Raw genomic sequence first — 19,149 nt, 5'->3', positions numbered from 1 at the left:
ATGTTGATGAACATGCTAATTTTTTTTAATTTTGTAACTTTTTTGTATATTTTAATAGGAGTAGATATTAATTATAAACATGCTAAAAATGCGTATATTTTCTTTTTTAGTGTATTTATTCTGATGATTTGTACAATAATAGTGCCGATGAATTTAACATGGTTAACTAATTTATTAGGCTTATTAAGTATAATTGCTATTATTTGTTTATATGTAATTTAAAAAAAGAACTCCGATTTCACAAAAACAAACCAAGGAATGTTTTTATTATTTTTTGTTACACAAAGTTTGTATATCTTATTGGATTTATTTAGTTAGTAAAAAATGGAACATGAAAGTATTTGTTATGATTATTGAAAAGTCGTAAAATAATTTTTTTGGAGAAATTATTATGAAGAAGAAAAGTAAATTTCGCTTTTTGATTAGTTGTGTTTTAGGCATACTTTTATTGCTTATAGGTGGAACGATCAATCAAAAGTCTATTGATGAAAAATACAAATTGTGAGTGAAAAGTTCTTTTTATGTTATTTGAACATCTAGTTAACATAATGTCGACTACACAAAGTAGCCCCTGTATCAACCGCTACAGGGGCTACTTTGTGATTTTTGATTGGTCTACCTCAACGCCGTTTTTAAAACAGCGAAAACAAGCCGTTTCTTGTGAATCGATTTTGTGAAAACGAACCAATCGAAGAAGGCGTTCGTTGTTATTTTATCGTAAAAAACAAAAGACGAATTCGCTATCGGGGAAGCGAATTCGCTGTGAAAAGAATAACATTGTTAGGAATTTTTATGTTTAGTCTAAAAAAAGTATAAAATGTTTTTTGAAAAAAATCAACGGGGAAAAGAAAAAACGAATTAGCCTGTATAGAAGCTAATTCGTCGAAAGAAATAGTTACAAAGGGGGCTATCCTAAGAAAACCCTAAAAAAATTATAAAAGGGGTTTCAAGAAAAATCAATATTGGCTAGAAAAAATGATCTTTGAACAAAAAAAGATTGAAAAAAAGAAAAAAGTTGTGCTAGAATTTTGGTATAAACTCGTTCATTTTTAGCTGAAAGAACTAGGAAATTGCCATGCGCGAAGCACGAATAGAATAAAACGAATGTTTTTAACTCCTTTAGACCTAGTTCTTTCTAAAAAAAATGAAACAACCACTCACAAACGACTAAATAATTTATTACACAAAAAAGCACTAGGTCAAATGGATTAAAAACCTAGTGCTTTTTTGTGCATTTATTTTTATGCGTTTTTTGGGTAATTTAAGTATAACATAAGGGGCTTTTTTTCTGTCAAGAAAAGGAAAAAGTTACCTGTGGCAAGCATAGCAAGGTAGGTACACCTTGCTTGAATAAATAGCCGTTTAGGCTTTGTCTAAGATATCCTGTTTTGTATTTTTGGTTAAAAGAAAAAGTATTGAATACTTAAAACAAAGTATGGTAAAATTTTGCTAGCATAACGTTTTCTATTTCGGCGCAAAGAACTAGGGAAACATTTTAAGTGAATCGTGACAAAAAAATAATAACGTAAGTGCTTTTAACTCCTTTAAACCTAGTTCTTTGTGTTGTCTAGAAAAGATTGTCTATCGTTTTCTTTTATGATAAACTTTTAATACATACTACATTCAATCAGCGTGGATTTAAATGCTAGGTTTATTCATTTCCCTGGTGTTTAAATCATACATAAATTACGAAACTCTTTGATTTATTTAGCGAAAAAATTAAGTAAAAAGGCAAGCCAAAATGGCTTGTCTTTTTCTTTTTAACTTTGCCAAAACTGCCACCACTTTTTCTTGTTAGTTGGTGGTGTATCGTTTTGTGATTCTTCGTTTTCTGTCGTTTCTGCAGTGTAAGTTAATTGTAGTTGTTCTTGTAGCTTCTCGATTTGTTGGTTGGCTTGGAGTGTGAGTTGTTGTTGCTGGTCGAGCAGTTTTTGTTGTGTTTCTAAAGCTGCTTGCAGTTTATCAATTTGTTTATCCTTTTCTTTAATAAATATAATTATTTTTAGTTTCAATTTCATGGAGTAGGAAATTAGCAGGTAAATCCCTAGGTAAATATACCTGCTTATCAACTGATAAAATTTCTATAATCATTGATACAGCTTCTTTTTTCAGGTAGGTAATATTCCCTTTTTTGTAGGTGAATTTACTAGGTAATTTTCTCAGTTGATACTTTACTCTATCTTTTGAAACACCTAGACTATCTGCTAATTCTTTGATTGTTTTATCTGCCATATGTCACCTTCAGTTAAACAAATTATCTAAATCAGATAATTTGTTTTTTTCTCTTTTTCTGAAAAGTTAGACGTTGTTTGTTTTTCGAGAGCTTCTTTCTCTTTTTCGAGTTGTTTGATTTGTTGGAGCAATTCAAGTTCTCGCTGTTTTTGTTTTATTTTTTCATTGATCGTTGTAGCTGGTTCTTCATATTCTTTTTGTTTATCGGCCAAAGCTAAAGCTTTAGCTTGTTCTTCTTTGGTTGGCGCATGTTTATTAAAGTCGTCTGCCTTTTTGATCTCAGGTTTAAACGTGAATTGATAGCCAATAACCGGTTTTCCTCGACCTTTTCCGTATTTCTTTTTGATTGTCAGCCCCTTGAAGATTGCAGTTAACTCTTGTTGAATAGGTTGTAATACTCTTTTATCCAACATACCATTCCCTTTTTTATAGCTTTCAGGTATATCTAATAACTCAAAAAAATCTTCTTTGGAAAAGTAAACGTATCCTTTAGTACGAAATTGCTTAAGGAGTCTAAACATTGTCTTTGCATAACTACTTTGCAGCTCATTAAATTGTTGGAGAGAGTAACGAGTCCATGAATCAAGATTATTTAATAAAGGCAAAGCTTTCTCATAAATTCGTATATCTACATAAGGCTTATCAGCTTCACCAACAATTTCAAATTCAGTAAACATGACAAACATGCTTCTGTTTAAACCGCTTTCGCTCCGACTACCAAACCGTAGGGCAAGAATTTTTTCATAAGTGTCTTGTAAATCATCAATGAAGCGATTGTTAGCAGTTGCTTTGTAGTTACTTAGATCTTTTAGTTGATCAAACGTAAAGCGAACTGTTTTATCGCCTTTATCTCGCATTCTAGAGACAATTGAAAAGAATAGATTCATTTCAACAGGAGTAAATTTCCGTAACGGGATAGTATTTAATTCTGAATGATATTTTACAATTTCATTTGCCATATAATTCCCCTCCGTTAATACTTACTTTACTTACAAGTAACATTTTTGTAAAACAGATACTTATAAAAGGTGTAGCAAACAGACAAAACGTTACTCAAAAAACTCTGTACCTCTTGGGAGAGTAAGGACACAGCCGACGGTAAAAAGGTTTAATAAAAAGAGATTATAAAAGAGGGGGCTAATTTTCCCGCCTAAAAAAAATCCTTCTTTTTTCTTCAAACAGGTTCGCGAATCTTCCTAAACTGCAAATCTTGCTCCCTACGGTCGCTAAAAATGTGTGATCGCTTCGCTCTCACATTCTACTGCGCAGTCGCCTTCGGCTCCTTTGCTAAAACCGTTGATCAAAGAGGGCCGTGTGAGGCTCTCAGCGTTCGTTTAAGCCGTTTTAAGACAGTTTTAGTATAAATCCCTTATTCTACTTTCAAAGCGCCTTACAGGCGGTCAGGGCAAGCCCTAACAACCCAAAGGCGAATATGATATACTCTAACGTGGCAACTTGCCCCGTAAGGGGGTGTTTTTCTTGTTAGATAAAGTCTTCACATAACTTTCGCAACATTGGTTGCGAATATACATCAATGTGTGAACGAAATTGGTGTAGCTATGTTAGAAACGTTAATTCAAGAAGCTGATTATGTTTTACGACAATCACCAGTAAGAAAAAGAGAATGGTATATTCAGCGAAATGAAGATACAAAGATATGTGCTACATTATTAGGTCCTGTAAAATTGACACGAACCTATTATAAACATAAAAAAGACGGCCATTTCTCTTATCTCTTAGACAATTATTTAGGTGTTTTACCTTCTAATCGAATAGATATTGGATTAGAAGCAAAATTGTTAGAAACAGCTACAGAACGTTCTTATCAACAGACGGTTGAACAATTTCAACACTCAGGAATTACAAGTAAAGAAACAATAAAGAACGTCGTTCATCGATTAGATAAACGAGTAACTAACTCAAATAAGGTATTTAATCCTTATTTCTTAGCTAAATTTCCTTTGTTGGAAAATGGATTAATTACTGGCACACGTAATCGTGTAGCGAAGGCTATAAAATAAAAAATAGTATTAAATCAAGGTTTTGACTTTATAAACAAAATTGGAGAACTTTCCTTTCCAACAAATTCTTAACACTATCCTTAAAAAGCAAAAATATTGACCTTTTTTACTTTTATGCTATACTGAAAGTGCGAAATGTGATGATTTCGAACAGCATTACAACACGAACGCCCAACCTACTGGAATAGGTTGGGCGTTTTTTTGCTTGTTGCGACTGCAAGCACGTGGGTTAGTCAGCAACTGCTTTTTTAGTTGTCGTCTCGATTATCTAACCAATGTGATGATTTCTTTAAGCATTACAACACCCCCTTTCGGGGCAGTTGCCTTAATTATTGTACTTCATTTTCTCTTTTTCAATTCCTTATAACAAACAACTACATTATGAGTTGGTTCAGCTATTCCATTATTTAAAATAAAAGTATCCAGTTTTGCCTTTTGTTTTAAATATTCTAATCTTCTTAAATTAAATTCTTCATCACTATTTATCTCCGAAAATCGAGCATAAAAATAATCTCTATTAAACCAACTGCTAATCCCCTCCTCTCATTTATCATATAATTAATTATATCATTACAAAAAGAACACAGAAAAGGAGTTTATTATATGAGAGTTCGAGGGCGGTTAATACGGGCAGTACGCAATAAAAAAACTCAGTCAATCAGATTTAACTAATGAAATTTGTACATAGTCAACTATTAGCAATATTGAAAAAAAGGTTTTTGTGATAATGTTTTAATTTTTTCACGAATATGTGAGCGATTAGAATTAGACATGAGTAATTGTATTATTGATCCTACAGAAAAATATCTCATTCAACTATTAACTGAAGCAGAGAAGTTATGTGTTTTACTAAAACATAAACAGGTATATTACCTTCTAAAAACAATCGATAAAAACACTATTTTTCTAAATGATTTAATAAAAAAAGTATCTCTATCTTAAAGGAATTACTTGTCTTTTAGGAAAAATAAATAAAACGGAAGCTTTATTTACATCAAGGCGCTGAAATTACTCATAAAGCAAATATTTTTAATTATCTTAGTTTAAATGCATTAGGTATTTTTAATGAATTAGAAAAAGAATACCAAAAAGCAGAAGGCTATTTCAATAGATCGCCTTCTCAATTAAGAAATAAGAAAATTAAAAAAATTATCCATTCGAAGCTTGTCGTATTTATTACAATTCAGCAAAATTTTATTCCGAAATAAAAATGTATCAAAAAAGTGTTGAATTATGTGATTTGAGAATTGAAATTTGTAAAAGCAATAAATCAATTTATTTATTTGATTTTCTTTTATATGAACGAGCATATAAAAGAAAACTTTGAGAAAATACTACTGAAGATTACTTACAAGCTTATTATTTCTCTAAATTTTTTAATAACACAAGAAAGCCGTAACATGTTTAAAACATGAATTGAAACACTTAAATATAAATTATTCATAAAATTCTCTGGAAATAGAAAAAAGTCTATGATTAAATTTATTTAAGTAAATTAAACAAGGTATGTCCTTGTCGCCTCCATACTGCTAATGCACAGTATGGAGATTTTTTATTGATTTTCAATCCAATTGTGAGTAACTATTTGTGGTCGATTTTCTATTTTGTTTTGATTTAACTGGTTCTTTTTCTCAATTGCACATTCAGCAAATAAGTTGTAAAAAGACTTATAAAATAATCCTTTAGGACTTTTAACAGTAGCATCCGTTTTAATTTTATGCATCACTCTTCGTAAACATTTGTCAATTTCTTCTTGATAATCTTCTCCAATCAAAACAACGTTATAGTCTTTTTCTGCTTTAGTTTTAGCTCGAATAATGGTCCCTACTTGTTCATGAGCTTCTTGAATAGTATTAGAGAATGCTGCAATAAATTTTAAGCTATCTTTGTTAAGAAATGTGTTCTCTTGAACTTCTGAAAACTGATCGAGCAATAATTGTTGTTGCAGTTCTTCTTTTTTAGTATCTAATGTATCTAATGTATCTAAATAAGAAGTATAGAATAAATTGTTTGCGATTTTCGCAATTACAGGATTTTCTTTGATATCATTGACTTTTTCTGTATTTGCGATTTTCGCAATTACAGGATTTTCTTTGATATCATTGACTTTTTCTGTATTTGCGATTTTCGCAATTACAGGATTAACATTGTTTTGTTCTTCATTAATTTTGAAAACATCTTCGGAAGTAACGATAGGTTTTCCTAGATATAGAAGGTTAGGTGTAGTTTCTATTTTTCCATTAATTTTCTTTAGTCTCCCTTTTTTTTGTTTAAGAAGATTAACTGCTTCCAGTTCTTTTTTTATTTTTGAAACTTTTCCTTCTCTGCAATTTAGCAGTGTCATTAATTCGGCAACTGTATAGATAAAATAAATATTGTCTTCATTATCTACCCAATTGTTTTTAACGGAACTATCAAACCGATCTTTTAAAAGCATGTATGCAATCTTTGCATCATTGGATAAAGATTTATAGAGTTCATTTGTGAAAAAGACTTTTGGCATCTGATAGTATTTTTCTCTATAAATTTCTTTAGATTTATAAAATTGAAAATTGTTCATAACTTTACCTCTTTGTTTTTATTAATTTATAGTTTAACCTACTTTTATTTCCCTTGCAAATGCTGATATATCAGTATTTCACAACATTTTTGATATATCGTAATATCGCAATGTAGAAATATTGTAATATTACGATATATCAATATTACAATATTTCTACATTGATTGTTGATATAACAACGTTTGTAAACAAAAAACATCAACAATATTATAATATTGTTGATGTTTAATACTGTAATATCGTAGAATCACAATATTATCAAATTTTATTTTGTTTTTTTGCCATTGTATATCCTTGTATTAGATATTCTTCAGGAATAGCTTTCAAAAGTGTTTCTTCAATAACGTCAGGTTTACTTTTTTCTGGTTCAGCAATTGAAGTCCAGTATTTTAATGCATTTGCAAGTATTGGATTAATTCGAATACTATCAGCACTTCTTTTACTGTTACCTTGCTGTTTAATTAATTTTTCAATATTTTTTTTATTTAGGACAATGTTTTTTTGTGTAGTTTTTAGTTCTTTATTATTAGAAGTAGTTGAGGTAGGTAAATTTGAATCTTCTTTTCCTGCACCAAGAAGACGTTCAGCAGCTGATTTCCCTCTATTATTACTCATTTAAATCTCCAACTTTCTCTAAAAATTCTTTTGTAAACTGGATATAATCGTCTTCAGCAGTTGAAGTCTTATTAAAGCTGATTAAGTCGGAACCTGCTGCTTGAGCTTCATCAACAGTGATAGTACGTCTAATGTAAGTATCAAAAATGTTTACGTGAAGCGCGTCGGAAATTTGATTTGCTGTTTTATTCATTTCTTTTGAAATATTAAATCTTTCATTATATTTTGTGAAAAGAACTCCTCGTATGATTAAGTTCTCATTGGTGTATTCTTTAACAGTCTCGATTGTTTCATTCAATTTAACTAATCCTTTTAGTGAAAAATATGCTGCTTCTACAGGAATAATAATTTCATCAGAGACAGTAAACGCATTTACTGTTAATATACCCAAGCTAGGAGGGCAATCAATAATAATATAATCATAGTTTTCTTCAATTGGTTGAAGAACTCTTTTAAGTCTATGTTCACTACCAACTTGAGTAAATTCACGCTCTGCTGAAGAAAGAGCAATATCAGCAGGTATTACCTCGATTCCTTTGTAATTTAAAATAGCTTCAGTAATCGAAGCTTCATCTTTTAATACTTCATAAATTGTTGGAATATTCGTACCATCAATATCAAATCCAAAATTATCAGTAGCATTTCCTTGTGGGTCCATGTCAATTACAAGAACTCTTTTGTTAAAAGTAAAATGTAATGCCGCTCCAAGGTTAATGCTAGTCGTTGTCTTTGAAACACCGCCTTTTTGGTTTGCGACTGAAATTATTCGTGCCATAATAATGTCCTCCTTGTAACGTTATGCTATTATTATATCATGATATTGTGATATTTCAACGGTATAATAGCATAAAATTTTAATATTACAATATTGTGTGGGCGTGTATTCATGATATAACGATGTTCCAATATAACAATATTGGAACATCGTTATATTGTTATATAGCGGATTGTTGTAACGTAATATTTAATAACACAATATTATTTTAATGTACACTAATACAAATTACTAAAGAGCTTGTTATAAGAATTAGTTTAACGTAAATCACTCAGAAGAGAATAAAAAAACATCAAGAAACGTTAGCAATATTACGAGAGAAAGAAAATGAAAAAACAAATAGTTACAAAAATACACAATTGTAAATGCCCACATTTCCAAAAGTACACATATATACTAACGACAGTAAAATTTTCTAAATAATATAGCTATCTTTCATCAATAATTTTTTTAGTACGTCTGTGACGTTCTAAGTGTAGCAAATAATCGTCTTGCAGTTTTAAAAGGTCTGAATAAACCTGATCCATAGTTTTGCTGGCAGACAGAGAGAGAGAATAAATAAATGAGATAGGAAGTGTTTCAATTTTTTTGTTGCGAGTAATCCAAGAAGAAACAGTTCCTTGAGAGAAAGCGTGTAATTCACAAAATTCTTCTACAGTAATCCCTAGTTGCTTGATAATGTATGTGTTGATAGGGTGTGGATACACAAAGGTTTTTCTAGGCATGGTGGGTAATTTTCCTTTCTTATATTATTAATGCGTTTGCAGTAATATTGTACTAAAACCCATGCAATAAGGGAAGGGAGGATCTGTTTCTTTTTTGTTGACCTACTTTAATTATATGTTATACTGAAGGTGCGAAATGATAAAAACTCGTGCGAACAGCACAAAAGCCAATCCCTACCTGCGACGAAAGGGATTGGCTTTTTTTTCGTTCGTTGCGAATCCGAACGTGTGGGTTAGAGACAACTTGCTTAGTTATCGTCTTTCTCTTCTAACCAGTGAGAAACTAGTTCTAAAACTAGGCCAACAAAAAGAGGTGCGATAACCAATGATAAAAACTCATACACGAACAACACCACCTTTAGCGGCAAGTTGCCGTACTAATTATAACATAATCTCAAAACCTATATAAAAACAAAAAATTTTAGATTTCTTTTTTTATTATGTATACTCGTTTACATAACGAGCATTTATACTTGTCTGAATCACTCGTAACTCTACTTGCAAGGCAGCCACACGAACACTGCACATAGGCAATACTAGTTGTATTATTATCTTCTTTGATTAGTTTGCCTTGGTAATCATATGTCTTCATAAAAATCTCCGTCACTGTTGTATTCATCGATAAAAACATCGATGGTGCTGTTTTCTTCTGTTAATCCGGTAAACTCTATTTTTGATTTTCTCTTTTTATCTTTCCAAACCTACGAAATTTTCAACTCGACAACAAGAAGCATTTAATTCAATGTATAACACGCAACTTGAACTTCTAAAAAAATAAGAGTATACCAGTATACTAGTATACTGGTATACTCTTATTTTGATTTAATGACAAATTTCTTTTGATTAGTAGTCTTCAAAGTACAAAATTTAGTAATTGAAAACAAGAGAAAAAGAGAAATTTCTCCTTTTCTCTTTTAGTTTATCTTTCCAAACCAACATTGCCTCCGGCATGACCGCCAACCAATCCTGCCCGATTCACAGCTGTTGCTCCATCTAAAAGAGAAGAAGCATGTATCAACGCTTTAAAGCCAAATTTTTGACGTATTTTGTCAATCAAAAAATCCAACTGAGTATCTACAATTTGTTCTTCAGGAACAGAAAAGAGATCTAGCTGAAGGGTAGTATCCCAAACCAACTTTCCAAAGGAAACGCCTAAATTACGAATGTCTATTCCAGGAACATAGTTTTCTCGAAAAAGCTTTAAAACATGCTCGGTTAACACTTTTGTATTGTTGCTACGAGCGATTTTAAGCTGTTTTCGCCAACCAGACCTGCCCAGTACATCAACTTGTCCTTTAGAATAACCAACAAAAATTGAAACACACTCAGTTTGACAGTTTGCATTCCTCAATCTGGTTGCTACCTGGTCAGCAAGTTCCTTCAGTACTAATTCAACTTGATCCCTTCGTGCATAGTCTTTAGGCAATACTTGACTATTTCCAAATGATTTTTCTTTGGGAGTTTGTTTCTTTTCTCCTAAAAAACTTCGATCAATACCCCAAGAATGAGCGTACAACTGTAAACCCATAACACCAAAACGTTGCTTTAGAATATAAGGATCTGCATGAGCTAAATCGTAAATCGATTGAATTCCAGACATCTTTAATCGAGCAGCCATGCGTTTACCGATTCCACAAAATTCCGTAATAGGGGAGATAGCCCAAACTTTTTCTTGAACATCTTCATATCTCCACTCCGCTACAAAACCAGGTGTATTTTTTGCTTCATTGTCTAATGCTAATTTAGCTAGCAAAGGATTATCACCAATTCCAATAGTTACGTACAATCCCATATGATTATAAATCACACGCTGTATAATTCGGGCCAACTTAAATGCTGAATCACAATTAAAGTAGGAGAGAGAAGCAGTTACGTCCAAAAAGGATTCATCTACGCTAAACACGGAGTGATCTTCATCTGCGACAAACTTTTTATATAAATTATTGATTTCTTGATTTTTTTTCATGTACAAATTCATTCGTGGCGGAACCACATATAAATCAGGGTGATCAGGGACTTCGTCTTTACGAGTCACATTAGAAATTCCTAGAACTTTTTTTGCCATTGGCGAAGCAGCAAGTACTAATCCACCTGCATTATCAGCCCCACTCATTACTATAAGCATTGTTTTGAGGGGATCTAAACCACGTTCTACACATTCTACGCTCGCATAAAATGATTTTACATCGATACACAGAATGTCGCGTCTAGGTTCTTTGGAATAATCAAATTTCATACAAAAAACCACCTTTCCATTCAACATTATACGAACTAAAGTTCGCATAATCAAGCGAACAGCGTTTAGTTTTAACAGTAAAATTTTTTATTATACATAGTAGTTTTCTCCAAACAGAATAAAGAACCCCACTGTCATCCAAGACAGTGGGGAAATACAAAATATACTAGTTTATATTCAACTACATTATGTTGCTTTATACGGAATTTTGTAATTATTCTAAACTTTTAAAATCCTGACCAACCTTTGGGTGTTTGTATCATAGTTAGTAATTCTAATAATTCACTAGGTGTTTGAAAGTTATTTCTTAGCGTGAATCCGCTAACTGTCGGTTGTAACTCTTTTTTTAAATCATAAAATACTTCTCCTGATAAAGCTTTGTTTCTTATTCTTAATAAAAGGTCATTTAAGTTTTTATCTGAAGAAATTTGCGGATTCGCTAATGCATTATTTGTTAATTGAATAATCTTTTCCAGCGCTTCTTCTTTTTTATTAACCATCAGCTACTTCTCCTATCTACCCATACTAGCTAAACTTGAAGCCCATCCTCCAATAACAATCCCTGCAATTTGTTGCTTAGCTTCATTCCAATTCACCCAGCATTTTTGTTTATTGCAATATACACCATTTCCATATGATCTAGTTGCAGCTTCTACATTTGTTCCTAATGCTGTAAAACCAATCCCAATCATCCCACAAATAACTAAAGCTTTTACTAACTTCTTTTTCATTAGTGTTCACCTCGAAAATAAGAATTTATAACGTTGTTTGTCTAAATTTTGTATACACTAAAATTAAATTATTTACATAAGATTTTGCAATCATTCAATTAAAAAATATACGGTATTGCTTCAAATCCATATCCAATATCATTATCTCTCAATTCTTTTCTACTTAAATTTTGATAATCCTTTTTTATAAAATCCATTAGCTCACGAATTTCAGGTATCTTTATTCTTTGCTCTGCTTTTAACTTCGCAAGGTTTTTGTAAATGATAATAATAGATTTAGTATAGTCTTCTTGTTGCAATACTTTTGCTTCTTCTAAAAGCCCATCTTTTACTTCCTTATTATCAAATGTGTACGTATTATATACCCTTGATAACAGTGTAAATAGCTTTTGATTTTTATTATCTTCCACCTATACCACCTAACACTTTCGTAAATCCATTGACGTATGCTTTTACACCTCTGTCTATAATTTCAGAACGTGCTCTACTCCAATCTACCCAACATTTTTGCTTATTACAATAGACACCATTTCCGTAATACGTGGATACGTGGCGGCTTCTACATTTGTTCCTAATGCTGTAAAACCAATCCCAATCATCCCACAAATAACTAAGCCTTTAACTAATTTCTTTTTCATGAATGTTCACCTCGAAAAATAAAAATTAGAAAACGTCTTCTATATAGAAATTATAAAACTATTGGTATAGTTTTGTAAATGTTAAAACAAAAGAATTCCCCTAACATTTTTGTAAGTTGGTATTCATCAATTTTAATTGTTTTTTACCTGATTATTGTACCATTTCATTCGAAACAAATATTGCCATCAATACTTTCTTTTTATAAAATAACCTTGATGTCTATATATAAATTTTCAAATTAACAAGGAGAAATGAAACCGATGCTTATCATGCTGCTAGTTATTGTTGCTATGTATTTTTATCTGTTTCGTACACAAAAAAAGCAACAAAAAGAACGACAAGATTTTTTAAACAATTTACAACCAGGAGACGCTGTTATGACTATTGGAGGATTACATGGAATAATTTCTGAAATATCTTCAGATAAAAAGAAGGTAACTCTCGACTGTGAAGGGGCGTTTTTCGACTTTGATCAACAATCTATACGAGCGAAAAAATAAGCAGAAAGGAACCCCTCTCTGCTTATTTTTTTCTTTTATTTGACAAACAATAGCCTAATTCTTTCAATTGTTTTTTCGTAACCACATGACGAAATTCTCCATCAAAAACAATCACTGTATATTGATTTATCACTTCAACTTTTCCTTTGAGCGTTTGTCCCATGACAGATTGACAATGCACAAAGGATCCGATATCTATTAAATCTTTACTTTTTTTGGCCAAAACACAACCTCCGAAAATAATGATTAAAACCACCTAGCTAGTAGGTGGTATGGAAGAAATAGTCTCTGAAGAACAATTTCAACGTAACAGTCTATAAAAATTTTATCGTATTTACTTTCCTATTTCAATCTTAACTTCCCTAAAAAATCTTGGTACAATTATTCATGACTTTTATTTAACTAGGAGGAAATCATGAATATACTCTTCTTAAGTATCTGCCTTTTTTATATAGCCACTATCTTAACAGGAATTTATTACTGTTGGCGTAACAAAAATAAATAGAGAATCTATCTAAAATTTTTCACTCTAAAATAAAAAAGCAACAACCACCAAAAATTCGAGGTATTACTTTATACATACTGACACTATTATATTGAGGAAGTAGTTGTTGCCTATTGTTATTTTACCAAGATTTTACCTTTTTTCAATTCTTTTTTGTGCGTATTTCTACATAAGAACCATTACTTAATTTATATTCTTTTTTACAGCTACTACACTTAAAATGATTATATTTTCCTAGCTCTCTTCTAGCCAATTGGCCACAATCACAAGCAACATAAGCAACTACATTTGTTTTATTCCACGTAGTAATTTCTATTCCCCTTTTACTGACTAGGAGGGAACCATGAATATACTCTTCTTAAGTATCTGCCTTTTTATATAGCCACTATCTTAACAGGAGTTTATCACTGGCGAAATAACAAAAAGAAATAAAGAGAACATTTTCTTTATAAATCAATTTCTCTATCTGAAGATTAGATATATAATTCATACCCTTTTAGTTTTCCATTTGAGAATGTTAATTTTGCATAATGATCTGTATCCTCTTGATACGTTAAAATTGTAAAACCACTATCTCCAGTGTATTCATCTTTGGGCTCTCCATACATCTCCTTTACCTTCTCGATAGTAGTCCCCCATGTTAAACCACCCGGAAAGAAAACTGTCAAATCTTTATTGGTAGTATCCGTTATATTAATAGATGTCATACTTGACTCTTTAATATCAATTGTTTTATCAGTTAAATTTGAATACGTACCAGAAATAGTATTACCTTTTTTATTTGTTAAATGTGTTCCTGCAACTGAATCTTTTGGGTTTAATACGTAAGAATCTGAATATTTCAATTCAAAACCTAACTTATTCAAATCTTTTAATTCTATAGGCATAGTCAACACTTGGCTATCTATTTGTATTTGATTATCATACCAATTCTTAGATAAATCTTTAGAAATTGCACCATTACTTTGTTTTTCTTCAATAGACGTAGATGTTTCATTCGTACTTAAACTTTCACTAATTTTAGTTGAACTTGTTTTGGTAGTTTCTTGCGTTGATTGTGCTTGTTTTATTTCTTTGGTTCCGCACCCTACTAGCACACTTAGCAAACTAACTCCTACTGCTAACTGATAAAATTTCTTCAAACATATCTCCTCCTGATTAAAGTTTTCTTGTAAAAAGAGACTGTCTCTTTTTTTGTTGTTCATAGTTTTCAATTAGAAGTGAAACTTCACTCTTTTGCAAGGTATATTTCTATATATAAAATTACAAAAAAATAACCTTTTTTTCAATAAGATTAAATAAAAAAACTGAAAAAATCTTTTTATAAATTAAAACCTTTTACTATTTCATCAAGATTTTACCTTTCTTCAATTCTTTTTTGTGCGTATTTCTACATAAGAACCGTTGCTTAATTTATATTCTTTTTTACAGCTACTACACTTAAAATGATTATATTTTCCTAGCTCTCTTCTAGCCAATTGGCCACAATCACAATCAACATAAGCAACTACATTTGTCATATTCCACGTAGTAATTTCTATTCCCCAGTGATCATATTTTTTTCGAACAACCATCTTAAATCTCTCCGTTTCTAAAACTATATCTTGCAACCATTTCTCTATATTCTTGTTTTGTTTTAGGCTGAACTCGCAATACTTCTTCGGCCAACTCTAATAATAGTTTTTCCACTTTTACTGACATTGTATCAAAAATAACCATTGGCTTTTTTTCTTTTGCTACACGCTTTTTGTATCTTTGATAATTTGCTGAATAGAGTCGACCATTTGACATTTTTTCTATTCCATACCCTGAAATCAAAGGATTTTCCAACAACTGAATAATCTTCTCTCTATTTTCCATAATAACTTCTCCTTATCTATTTTTCACTAAGTAATTGTTCTTCTTTAGCTTGTTTTTTAATTCGTTTAAGAGTAGACAAAGAAATGCCTGTTTTCTTTTCTACTTCTCTCATACTGTTTGTTTCCATTAACTCTAGTGCGTGTTTGTATTTATCATTTAGAACTCTTTTCGGACGTCCTTCTCGATAATTTTTATTGTTCGCTCGATGCCACTGTTTCCCTTCTTGCGTTCTCGTCACGATTAAATCTCTTTCAAATTGCGCAAAGCTCCCCAACATGTTCATCATTAACGTTTGCATAGAATCACTTTTGTTTGGCTCAAATGTTAGGGCATTATCTAAGAAGGTGATAGTCACTCCTGACTTGTTCAAAGAAGAAATAATCGAATTTAAATCAACGATACTTCTAGCCAGCCGATCAATTTTCGTCACTAAAACTTTATCACCAGTTTTTACAATAGATAGTAGTTCTTCTAATTCTTTTCTTCCTTCTTTTTTTGTTCCCGTATATTTTTCACTGAAGATTTTTTCTGCTCCAGCTTGTTCTAGTTTTTGAATCTGGGTTTTGTAATCTTGATTACTAGTACTCACTCTTGAATAACCATAAATAGACAAAATTTCCCCACCTTTTCTGAACATAAGTTTTTGACACTTGATAATTCCAAGTATAGCACGAAAAAACAAAGAGGTCAAAAACTTAAAAGTTTTTGACCTGTTAAATAATTTGTTCTAAAATTCATTGGCTCCTATTTTTATCTGAACATAGCTTTGAAATACTTCACTGTAATTCATGAGATATTCGATCCATTAGCTAATGACTTTTTATAAGGATACAATCTAATAAACTAATAAAATTTTTTAATTTTAGATATTGATATCTTCACGCTAAATCAATATTTAAAAATTTTTTTGCTAAATATAATATTTGATATTGATTAAACTTACACCCTGAAATATTCTCTTGTAATACATCAACATTGTCAAATTGGCATGTACTAAAATTTATTTTTTTACAATTTGTATGAATTAAATTAGCATTATCTAAATGACAGTGTTGAAATTTCAACTGCTTGATATTACTTTCAACCATATCAAAACTATCTAAATTACAGTTGTCAAATATTATCTTACTTAGCTGTGATTCACTAAAGTTAGAAAAAGTAAGTAAACATTCAGAAAATAAAACATCTGAAAAACGACTCTTTATTAAATTTGTACCTATCATTTTACAACCAATAAATTCACACCTATAGATAATACAGTCTGCTAAATCTTCATTTGAAAAATCACAGTTTATGAATTTACAATCAACGAATTCCATTCTTTGAAATTTATTCTCTGAAAATATAACATTAGTAAATAAACAAGATTCAATAATCGGGTGTTCTATATCTTGTCTCTCAATAATTTCAGAAGAAATTTTTCTTTCTTTTAAGAAAAAATCTTCACTATCGTAAATAGAGAAAAAAGAATCATTAATTAAAACCTCTTCATTTATATTTATTTTTTTCATATTACTGCCTCCTTATAAATCAATCCTACTATATTAGTAATTATTGTACATTAAAGAAAAAGGAGAGCTTTTTGATCATTTCTCGATAACGATAGTTCTGTAAACTTCAAACAAAACCTTATAATTGTCCTGTGAGACACTAAAAACTACTTTTTTTAATAAAATTCTTATAAAATTTGTTACACCTTCTTCTTTTGAACAAGTGACTTAGAAATTCCTAAATGATTCCAATAGGTTTTATATTCCTATAATTGCTACCATCCCCTAAATCCAATAGTGTTTGCGGCATCACTTAGGAGAAACCAAAGAATTCTGAATTAAACGTTGACTATTTACTATGAACAATTATTATTTACATATTCCAAAATCTGTTTTCTTAACTAATTCGCTATAAATATCGAATTGTACTTTCCGTTCTTTTTTTATTTCGTCTCTTATCTTTTTTTGCAATCACTTGACCGTGTGAATCTGATTCTTTTTTGCGAATCGCTTCTTTGTTGCCAAAAAGTTGTTATTTAGCGATAAAACAACAAATCTAAAGCCAAAGCAAACTGAAGCATTGCCATTTTGGAATCATCAATAATAATATTTTTTTGATAGTTAATCCGTTCACTCACAGCAACTACAGATAGTCCATAAAAATAACGATAAAAAAATACACGCCGTCGTCGTTCCGTTATTTCTGGACGATACGGGTGCATAATCGCGGTAAATGCATGAGTAAAACATGCTTCTGTTTTTAAGTATTCTTTTTCATGTTCAGATAAGGAAAGTCCTTGTTGCTCTTTTTCCCTGATTGGGTCGTTTTTTACAACTAAAAAACACTCACTCGTTAACTGAGGATAGACAGTAAATCCCATTCGTTCTCGATTGATTTTCATTGTCTGTATAAAAATCCCTACAGCCTTTTTTGTTTTCGGCCAATCAATAAATTCAAACGGTGGCAATGTGTAGTCTTTAATATCAAAAAGACTCAAAATTTCACCTCTTTTATGCTATAATCAGTACGTTACTGAAGAAGGCTTCTTTCAGTGACAATTGTGGAATGGCCAGAGCGATTGCTCTGGCTTTTTCTATTTTTTGTTTTAAAACACTCATTCTCAGACTTTTCAATCGATACCTGGAATAAAAATAAAGTTGCCAAGTTTGTACTGGGTAAAGTATATATGCCTGTTTATTCATCAAAGCTTCTTTTTCTTGCTCAATGATCTTTTTAGCTGCTATATTTTTTGAAAAATATAACTTTTCTATTTCCTGTAATTCTTCTAAGCGTATGTGAAACAAGTAAAGCCCTAACGTTAGTCTATAGAAAAGTATAAAATGTTTTTTGAAAAAAAGCAATAAGGGCAAAAAAACGAATTAGCCCGTATAGAAGCTAATTCGCCGAAAGAAATAGTTACAAAGGGGTCTTCCTAAGAAAAACCTAAAAAAATTATAAAAGGGGTTTCAAGAAAAATCAATATTGGCTAGAAAAAATGATCTTTGAACAAAAAAAGATTGAAAAAAAGAAAAAAGTTATGCTAGAATTTTGGTATAAACCCGTTCATTTTTAGCGGAAAGAACTAGGAAATTGCCATGCGCGAAGCACGAATAGAATAAAACGAATGTTTTTAACTCCTTTAGACCTAGTTCTTTCTACAAAAATGAAACAACCACTCACAAACGACTAAATAATTTATTACACGAAAAAGCACTAGATCAAATGGATTAAAAACCTAGTGCTTTTTTGTGCATTTATTTTTATGCGTTTTTTGGGTAATTTAAGTATAACATAAGGGGCTTTTTTTTCTGTCAAGAAAAGGAAAAAGTTACCTGTGGCAAGCATAGCAAGGTAGGTACACCTTGCGAGAAAATCTTACTTGAATAAATAGCCGTTTAGGCTTTGTCAAAAATACATTGTTTTGTATTTTTGGTTAAAAGAAAAAGTATTGAATACTTAAAACAAAGTATGGTAGAATTTTGCTAGCATAACGTTTTCTATTTTGGCGCAAAGAACTAGGGAAATATTTTAAGTGAATTGTGACAAAAATAATAACGTAAGTGCTTTTAACTCCTTTAAACCTAGTTCTTTGTATTGTGTAGAAAAGATTGTCTATCGTTTTCTTTTATGATAAATTCTTAGTACATACTACATTCAATCAGCGTGGATTTAAATGCTAGGTTTATTCATTTCCCTGGTGTTTAAATCATACATAAATTACGAAACCATTGATTTATTTAGCGAAAAAATTAAGCAAA

At 30.8% G+C, this 19,149-nt stretch carries 24 protein-coding genes and 1 pseudogene; 2 read left to right on the top strand and 23 right to left on the bottom strand.

What is annotated here, in order from left to right:
• Nucleotides 1–1,760 precede the first annotated feature (1,760 nt).
• Genes IGJ04_RS15430 through IGJ04_RS15420 form a run of 3 tightly spaced genes read right to left on the bottom strand, consistent with a single transcriptional unit; the run spans nucleotide 1,761 to nucleotide 3,191 of the window.
• The gene (locus tag IGJ04_RS15430) at nucleotides 1,761–2,018 is read right to left on the bottom strand and encodes a hypothetical protein (protein WP_438709954.1); all 258 of its coding nucleotides are present in this window, start codon (nucleotides 2,016–2,018) and stop codon (nucleotides 1,761–1,763) included.
• Nucleotides 1,984–2,232 carry a hypothetical protein gene (locus IGJ04_RS15425; RefSeq protein WP_438840411.1) on the bottom strand — a complete coding sequence of 83 codons (249 nt, stop codon included), beginning with the start codon at nucleotides 2,230–2,232 and terminating at the stop codon, nucleotides 1,984–1,986. Before IGJ04_RS15425 ends, IGJ04_RS15430 begins: the two co-directional genes overlap by 35 nt.
• Nucleotides 2,233–2,258: 26 nt before the next feature.
• Complete coding sequence (locus tag IGJ04_RS15420; protein WP_438709952.1) at nucleotides 2,259–3,191, bottom strand: RepB family plasmid replication initiator protein; 933 nt, start codon at nucleotides 3,189–3,191, stop codon at nucleotides 2,259–2,261.
• A 555-nt stretch (nucleotides 3,192–3,746) separates the two neighbouring features.
• On the opposite strand from IGJ04_RS15420, the gene IGJ04_RS15415 reads away from it, so the two are divergent.
• Nucleotides 3,747–4,253 carry a UPF0236 family transposase-like protein gene (locus tag IGJ04_RS15415; RefSeq protein WP_438709951.1) on the top strand — a complete coding sequence of 169 codons (507 nt, stop codon included), beginning with the start codon at nucleotides 3,747–3,749 and terminating at the stop codon, nucleotides 4,251–4,253.
• Between the two features lie 1,552 nt (nucleotides 4,254–5,805).
• On the opposite strand, the gene IGJ04_RS15410 is transcribed toward IGJ04_RS15415, so the two are convergent.
• From IGJ04_RS15410 to IGJ04_RS15360, 11 genes and pseudogenes are all read right to left on the bottom strand, one after another.
• Nucleotides 5,806–6,813, bottom strand: coding sequence for a replication initiator protein A (locus tag IGJ04_RS15410; protein WP_438709950.1), 1,008 nt, complete (start codon nucleotides 6,811–6,813; stop codon nucleotides 5,806–5,808).
• 259 nt (nucleotides 6,814–7,072) lie between these two features.
• Complete coding sequence (locus tag IGJ04_RS15405) at nucleotides 7,073–7,429, bottom strand: hypothetical protein (protein WP_438709949.1); 357 nt, start codon at nucleotides 7,427–7,429, stop codon at nucleotides 7,073–7,075.
• The gene (locus IGJ04_RS15400; protein WP_010818073.1) at nucleotides 7,422–8,204 is read right to left on the bottom strand and encodes a ParA family protein; all 783 of its coding nucleotides are present in this window, start codon (nucleotides 8,202–8,204) and stop codon (nucleotides 7,422–7,424) included. Before IGJ04_RS15400 ends, IGJ04_RS15405 begins: the two co-directional genes overlap by 8 nt.
• A gap of 428 nt (nucleotides 8,205–8,632) precedes the next feature.
• A complete protein-coding gene (locus tag IGJ04_RS15395; RefSeq protein WP_236919468.1) occupies nucleotides 8,633–8,929 on the bottom strand; it encodes a type III secretion system protein PrgN in 297 nt (98 codons plus the stop codon).
• A gap of 248 nt (nucleotides 8,930–9,177) precedes the next feature.
• Entirely contained in the window at nucleotides 9,178–9,273 is a 96-nt protein-coding gene (locus IGJ04_RS15390; protein ID WP_142665832.1) for a type I toxin-antitoxin system Fst family toxin, read from the bottom strand.
• Nucleotides 9,274–9,350: 77 nt separating this feature from the next.
• On the bottom strand, nucleotides 9,351–9,560 hold the full coding sequence (locus IGJ04_RS15385; RefSeq protein WP_438840410.1) for an excinuclease ABC subunit C: 210 nt from the start codon (nucleotides 9,558–9,560) through the stop codon (nucleotides 9,351–9,353).
• Between the two features lie 288 nt (nucleotides 9,561–9,848).
• A complete protein-coding gene (locus IGJ04_RS15380; RefSeq protein WP_438840409.1) occupies nucleotides 9,849–11,165 on the bottom strand; it encodes a Y-family DNA polymerase in 1,317 nt (438 codons plus the stop codon).
• Between the two features lie 227 nt (nucleotides 11,166–11,392).
• The gene (locus tag IGJ04_RS15375) at nucleotides 11,393–11,665 is read right to left on the bottom strand and encodes a bacteriocin immunity protein (RefSeq protein WP_438709944.1); all 273 of its coding nucleotides are present in this window, start codon (nucleotides 11,663–11,665) and stop codon (nucleotides 11,393–11,395) included.
• A gap of 12 nt (nucleotides 11,666–11,677) precedes the next feature.
• The gene (locus IGJ04_RS15370) at nucleotides 11,678–11,857 is read right to left on the bottom strand and encodes a class II bacteriocin (RefSeq protein WP_137274215.1); all 180 of its coding nucleotides are present in this window, start codon (nucleotides 11,855–11,857) and stop codon (nucleotides 11,678–11,680) included.
• A 137-nt stretch (nucleotides 11,858–11,994) separates the two neighbouring features.
• Nucleotides 11,995–12,306 carry a hypothetical protein gene (locus IGJ04_RS15365; RefSeq protein ID WP_438840408.1) on the bottom strand — a complete coding sequence of 104 codons (312 nt, stop codon included), beginning with the start codon at nucleotides 12,304–12,306 and terminating at the stop codon, nucleotides 11,995–11,997.
• Nucleotides 12,296–12,534 (bottom strand): annotated as a pseudogene (locus tag IGJ04_RS15360) (leucocin A/sakacin P family class II bacteriocin). The gene IGJ04_RS15365 and the pseudogene IGJ04_RS15360 overlap by 11 nt, the downstream one beginning before the upstream one ends.
• A 252-nt stretch (nucleotides 12,535–12,786) precedes the next feature.
• Here IGJ04_RS15360 and yajC point away from each other — a divergent pair.
• Complete coding sequence (gene yajC, locus IGJ04_RS15355; protein WP_438709943.1) at nucleotides 12,787–13,035, top strand: preprotein translocase subunit YajC; 249 nt, start codon at nucleotides 12,787–12,789, stop codon at nucleotides 13,033–13,035.
• Nucleotides 13,036–13,057: 22 nt separating this feature from the next.
• Here the strand turns inward: yajC and IGJ04_RS15350 are convergent, their stop codons facing one another.
• The 9 genes from IGJ04_RS15350 to IGJ04_RS15310 form a co-directional block, all read right to left on the bottom strand.
• Nucleotides 13,058–13,258 (bottom strand): hypothetical protein, encoded by a 201-nt coding sequence (locus IGJ04_RS15350; RefSeq protein WP_438840407.1) that lies wholly within the window; start codon nucleotides 13,256–13,258, stop codon nucleotides 13,058–13,060.
• 424 nt (nucleotides 13,259–13,682) lie between these two features.
• On the bottom strand, nucleotides 13,683–13,889 hold the full coding sequence (locus IGJ04_RS15345) for a hypothetical protein (protein ID WP_438709967.1): 207 nt from the start codon (nucleotides 13,887–13,889) through the stop codon (nucleotides 13,683–13,685).
• Between the two features lie 124 nt (nucleotides 13,890–14,013).
• A complete protein-coding gene (locus tag IGJ04_RS15340) occupies nucleotides 14,014–14,682 on the bottom strand; it encodes a hypothetical protein (RefSeq protein ID WP_438840406.1) in 669 nt (222 codons plus the stop codon).
• A 225-nt stretch (nucleotides 14,683–14,907) separates the two neighbouring features.
• Complete coding sequence (locus IGJ04_RS15335) at nucleotides 14,908–15,114, bottom strand: hypothetical protein (protein WP_431449889.1); 207 nt, start codon at nucleotides 15,112–15,114, stop codon at nucleotides 14,908–14,910.
• A gap of 1 nt (nucleotide 15,115) precedes the next feature.
• Entirely contained in the window at nucleotides 15,116–15,400 is a 285-nt protein-coding gene (locus IGJ04_RS15330) for a hypothetical protein (RefSeq protein ID WP_431449888.1), read from the bottom strand.
• Nucleotides 15,401–15,416: 16 nt separating this feature from the next.
• Nucleotides 15,417–16,037 (bottom strand): recombinase family protein, encoded by a 621-nt coding sequence (locus tag IGJ04_RS15325; RefSeq protein ID WP_431449887.1) that lies wholly within the window; start codon nucleotides 16,035–16,037, stop codon nucleotides 15,417–15,419.
• A gap of 241 nt (nucleotides 16,038–16,278) precedes the next feature.
• A complete protein-coding gene (locus IGJ04_RS15320; RefSeq protein ID WP_438709941.1) occupies nucleotides 16,279–16,911 on the bottom strand; it encodes a pentapeptide repeat-containing protein in 633 nt (210 codons plus the stop codon).
• 515 nt (nucleotides 16,912–17,426) lie between these two features.
• The gene (locus IGJ04_RS15315) at nucleotides 17,427–17,888 is read right to left on the bottom strand and encodes a transcriptional regulator, ArpU family protein (RefSeq protein ID WP_113844424.1); all 462 of its coding nucleotides are present in this window, start codon (nucleotides 17,886–17,888) and stop codon (nucleotides 17,427–17,429) included.
• A 13-nt stretch (nucleotides 17,889–17,901) separates the two neighbouring features.
• Nucleotides 17,902–18,195, bottom strand: a complete 294-nt coding sequence (locus IGJ04_RS15310; protein ID WP_438840405.1) for a hypothetical protein — start codon at nucleotides 18,193–18,195, stop codon at nucleotides 17,902–17,904.
• Nucleotides 18,196–19,149: the final 954 nt, after the last annotated feature.

The organism is Enterococcus sp. AZ050 (assembly GCF_051715085.1).
Taxonomy (GTDB): Bacteria; Bacillota; Bacilli; order Lactobacillales; family Enterococcaceae; genus Enterococcus; species Enterococcus faecalis.
This window is presented reverse-complemented; position numbering and strand designations above follow the sequence as displayed.

What these genes read in the sequence shown, in the direction of transcription:
- IGJ04_RS15330 (WP_431449888.1), bottom strand. Translation starts at nt 15,400, where the DNA reads ATGGAAAATAGAGAGAAGATTATTCAGTTGTTGGAAAATCCTTTGATT.
- IGJ04_RS15320 (WP_438709941.1), bottom strand. Translation starts at nt 16,911, where the DNA reads ATGAAAAAAATAAATATAAATGAAGAGGTTTTAATTAATGATTCTTTT.
- IGJ04_RS15385 (WP_438840410.1), bottom strand. Translation starts at nt 9,560, where the DNA reads ATGTTTTTATCGATGAATACAACAGTGACGGAGATTTTTATGAAGACA.
- IGJ04_RS15425 (WP_438840411.1), bottom strand. Translation starts at nt 2,232, where the DNA reads ATGGCAGATAAAACAATCAAAGAATTAGCAGATAGTCTAGGTGTTTCA.
- IGJ04_RS15375 (WP_438709944.1), bottom strand. Translation starts at nt 11,665, where the DNA reads ATGGTTAATAAAAAAGAAGAAGCGCTGGAAAAGATTATTCAATTAACA.
- IGJ04_RS15400 (WP_010818073.1), bottom strand. Translation starts at nt 8,204, where the DNA reads ATGGCACGAATAATTTCAGTCGCAAACCAAAAAGGCGGTGTTTCAAAG.
- IGJ04_RS15410 (WP_438709950.1), bottom strand. Translation starts at nt 6,813, where the DNA reads ATGAACAATTTTCAATTTTATAAATCTAAAGAAATTTATAGAGAAAAA.
- yajC (WP_438709943.1), top strand. Translation starts at nt 12,787, where the DNA reads ATGAAACCGATGCTTATCATGCTGCTAGTTATTGTTGCTATGTATTTT.
- IGJ04_RS15405 (WP_438709949.1), bottom strand. Translation starts at nt 7,429, where the DNA reads ATGAGTAATAATAGAGGGAAATCAGCTGCTGAACGTCTTCTTGGTGCA.
- IGJ04_RS15380 (WP_438840409.1), bottom strand. Translation starts at nt 11,165, where the DNA reads ATGAAATTTGATTATTCCAAAGAACCTAGACGCGACATTCTGTGTATC.
- IGJ04_RS15420 (WP_438709952.1), bottom strand. Translation starts at nt 3,191, where the DNA reads ATGGCAAATGAAATTGTAAAATATCATTCAGAATTAAATACTATCCCG.
- IGJ04_RS15430 (WP_438709954.1), bottom strand. Translation starts at nt 2,018, where the DNA reads ATGAAATTGAAACTAAAAATAATTATATTTATTAAAGAAAAGGATAAA.
- IGJ04_RS15370 (WP_137274215.1), bottom strand. Translation starts at nt 11,857, where the DNA reads ATGATTGGGATTGGTTTTACAGCATTAGGAACAAATGTAGAAGCTGCA.
- IGJ04_RS15395 (WP_236919468.1), bottom strand. Translation starts at nt 8,929, where the DNA reads ATGCCTAGAAAAACCTTTGTGTATCCACACCCTATCAACACATACATT.
- IGJ04_RS15335 (WP_431449889.1), bottom strand. Translation starts at nt 15,114, where the DNA reads ATGGTTGTTCGAAAAAAATATGATCACTGGGGAATAGAAATTACTACG.
- IGJ04_RS15325 (WP_431449887.1), bottom strand. Translation starts at nt 16,037, where the DNA reads ATGTTCAGAAAAGGTGGGGAAATTTTGTCTATTTATGGTTATTCAAGA.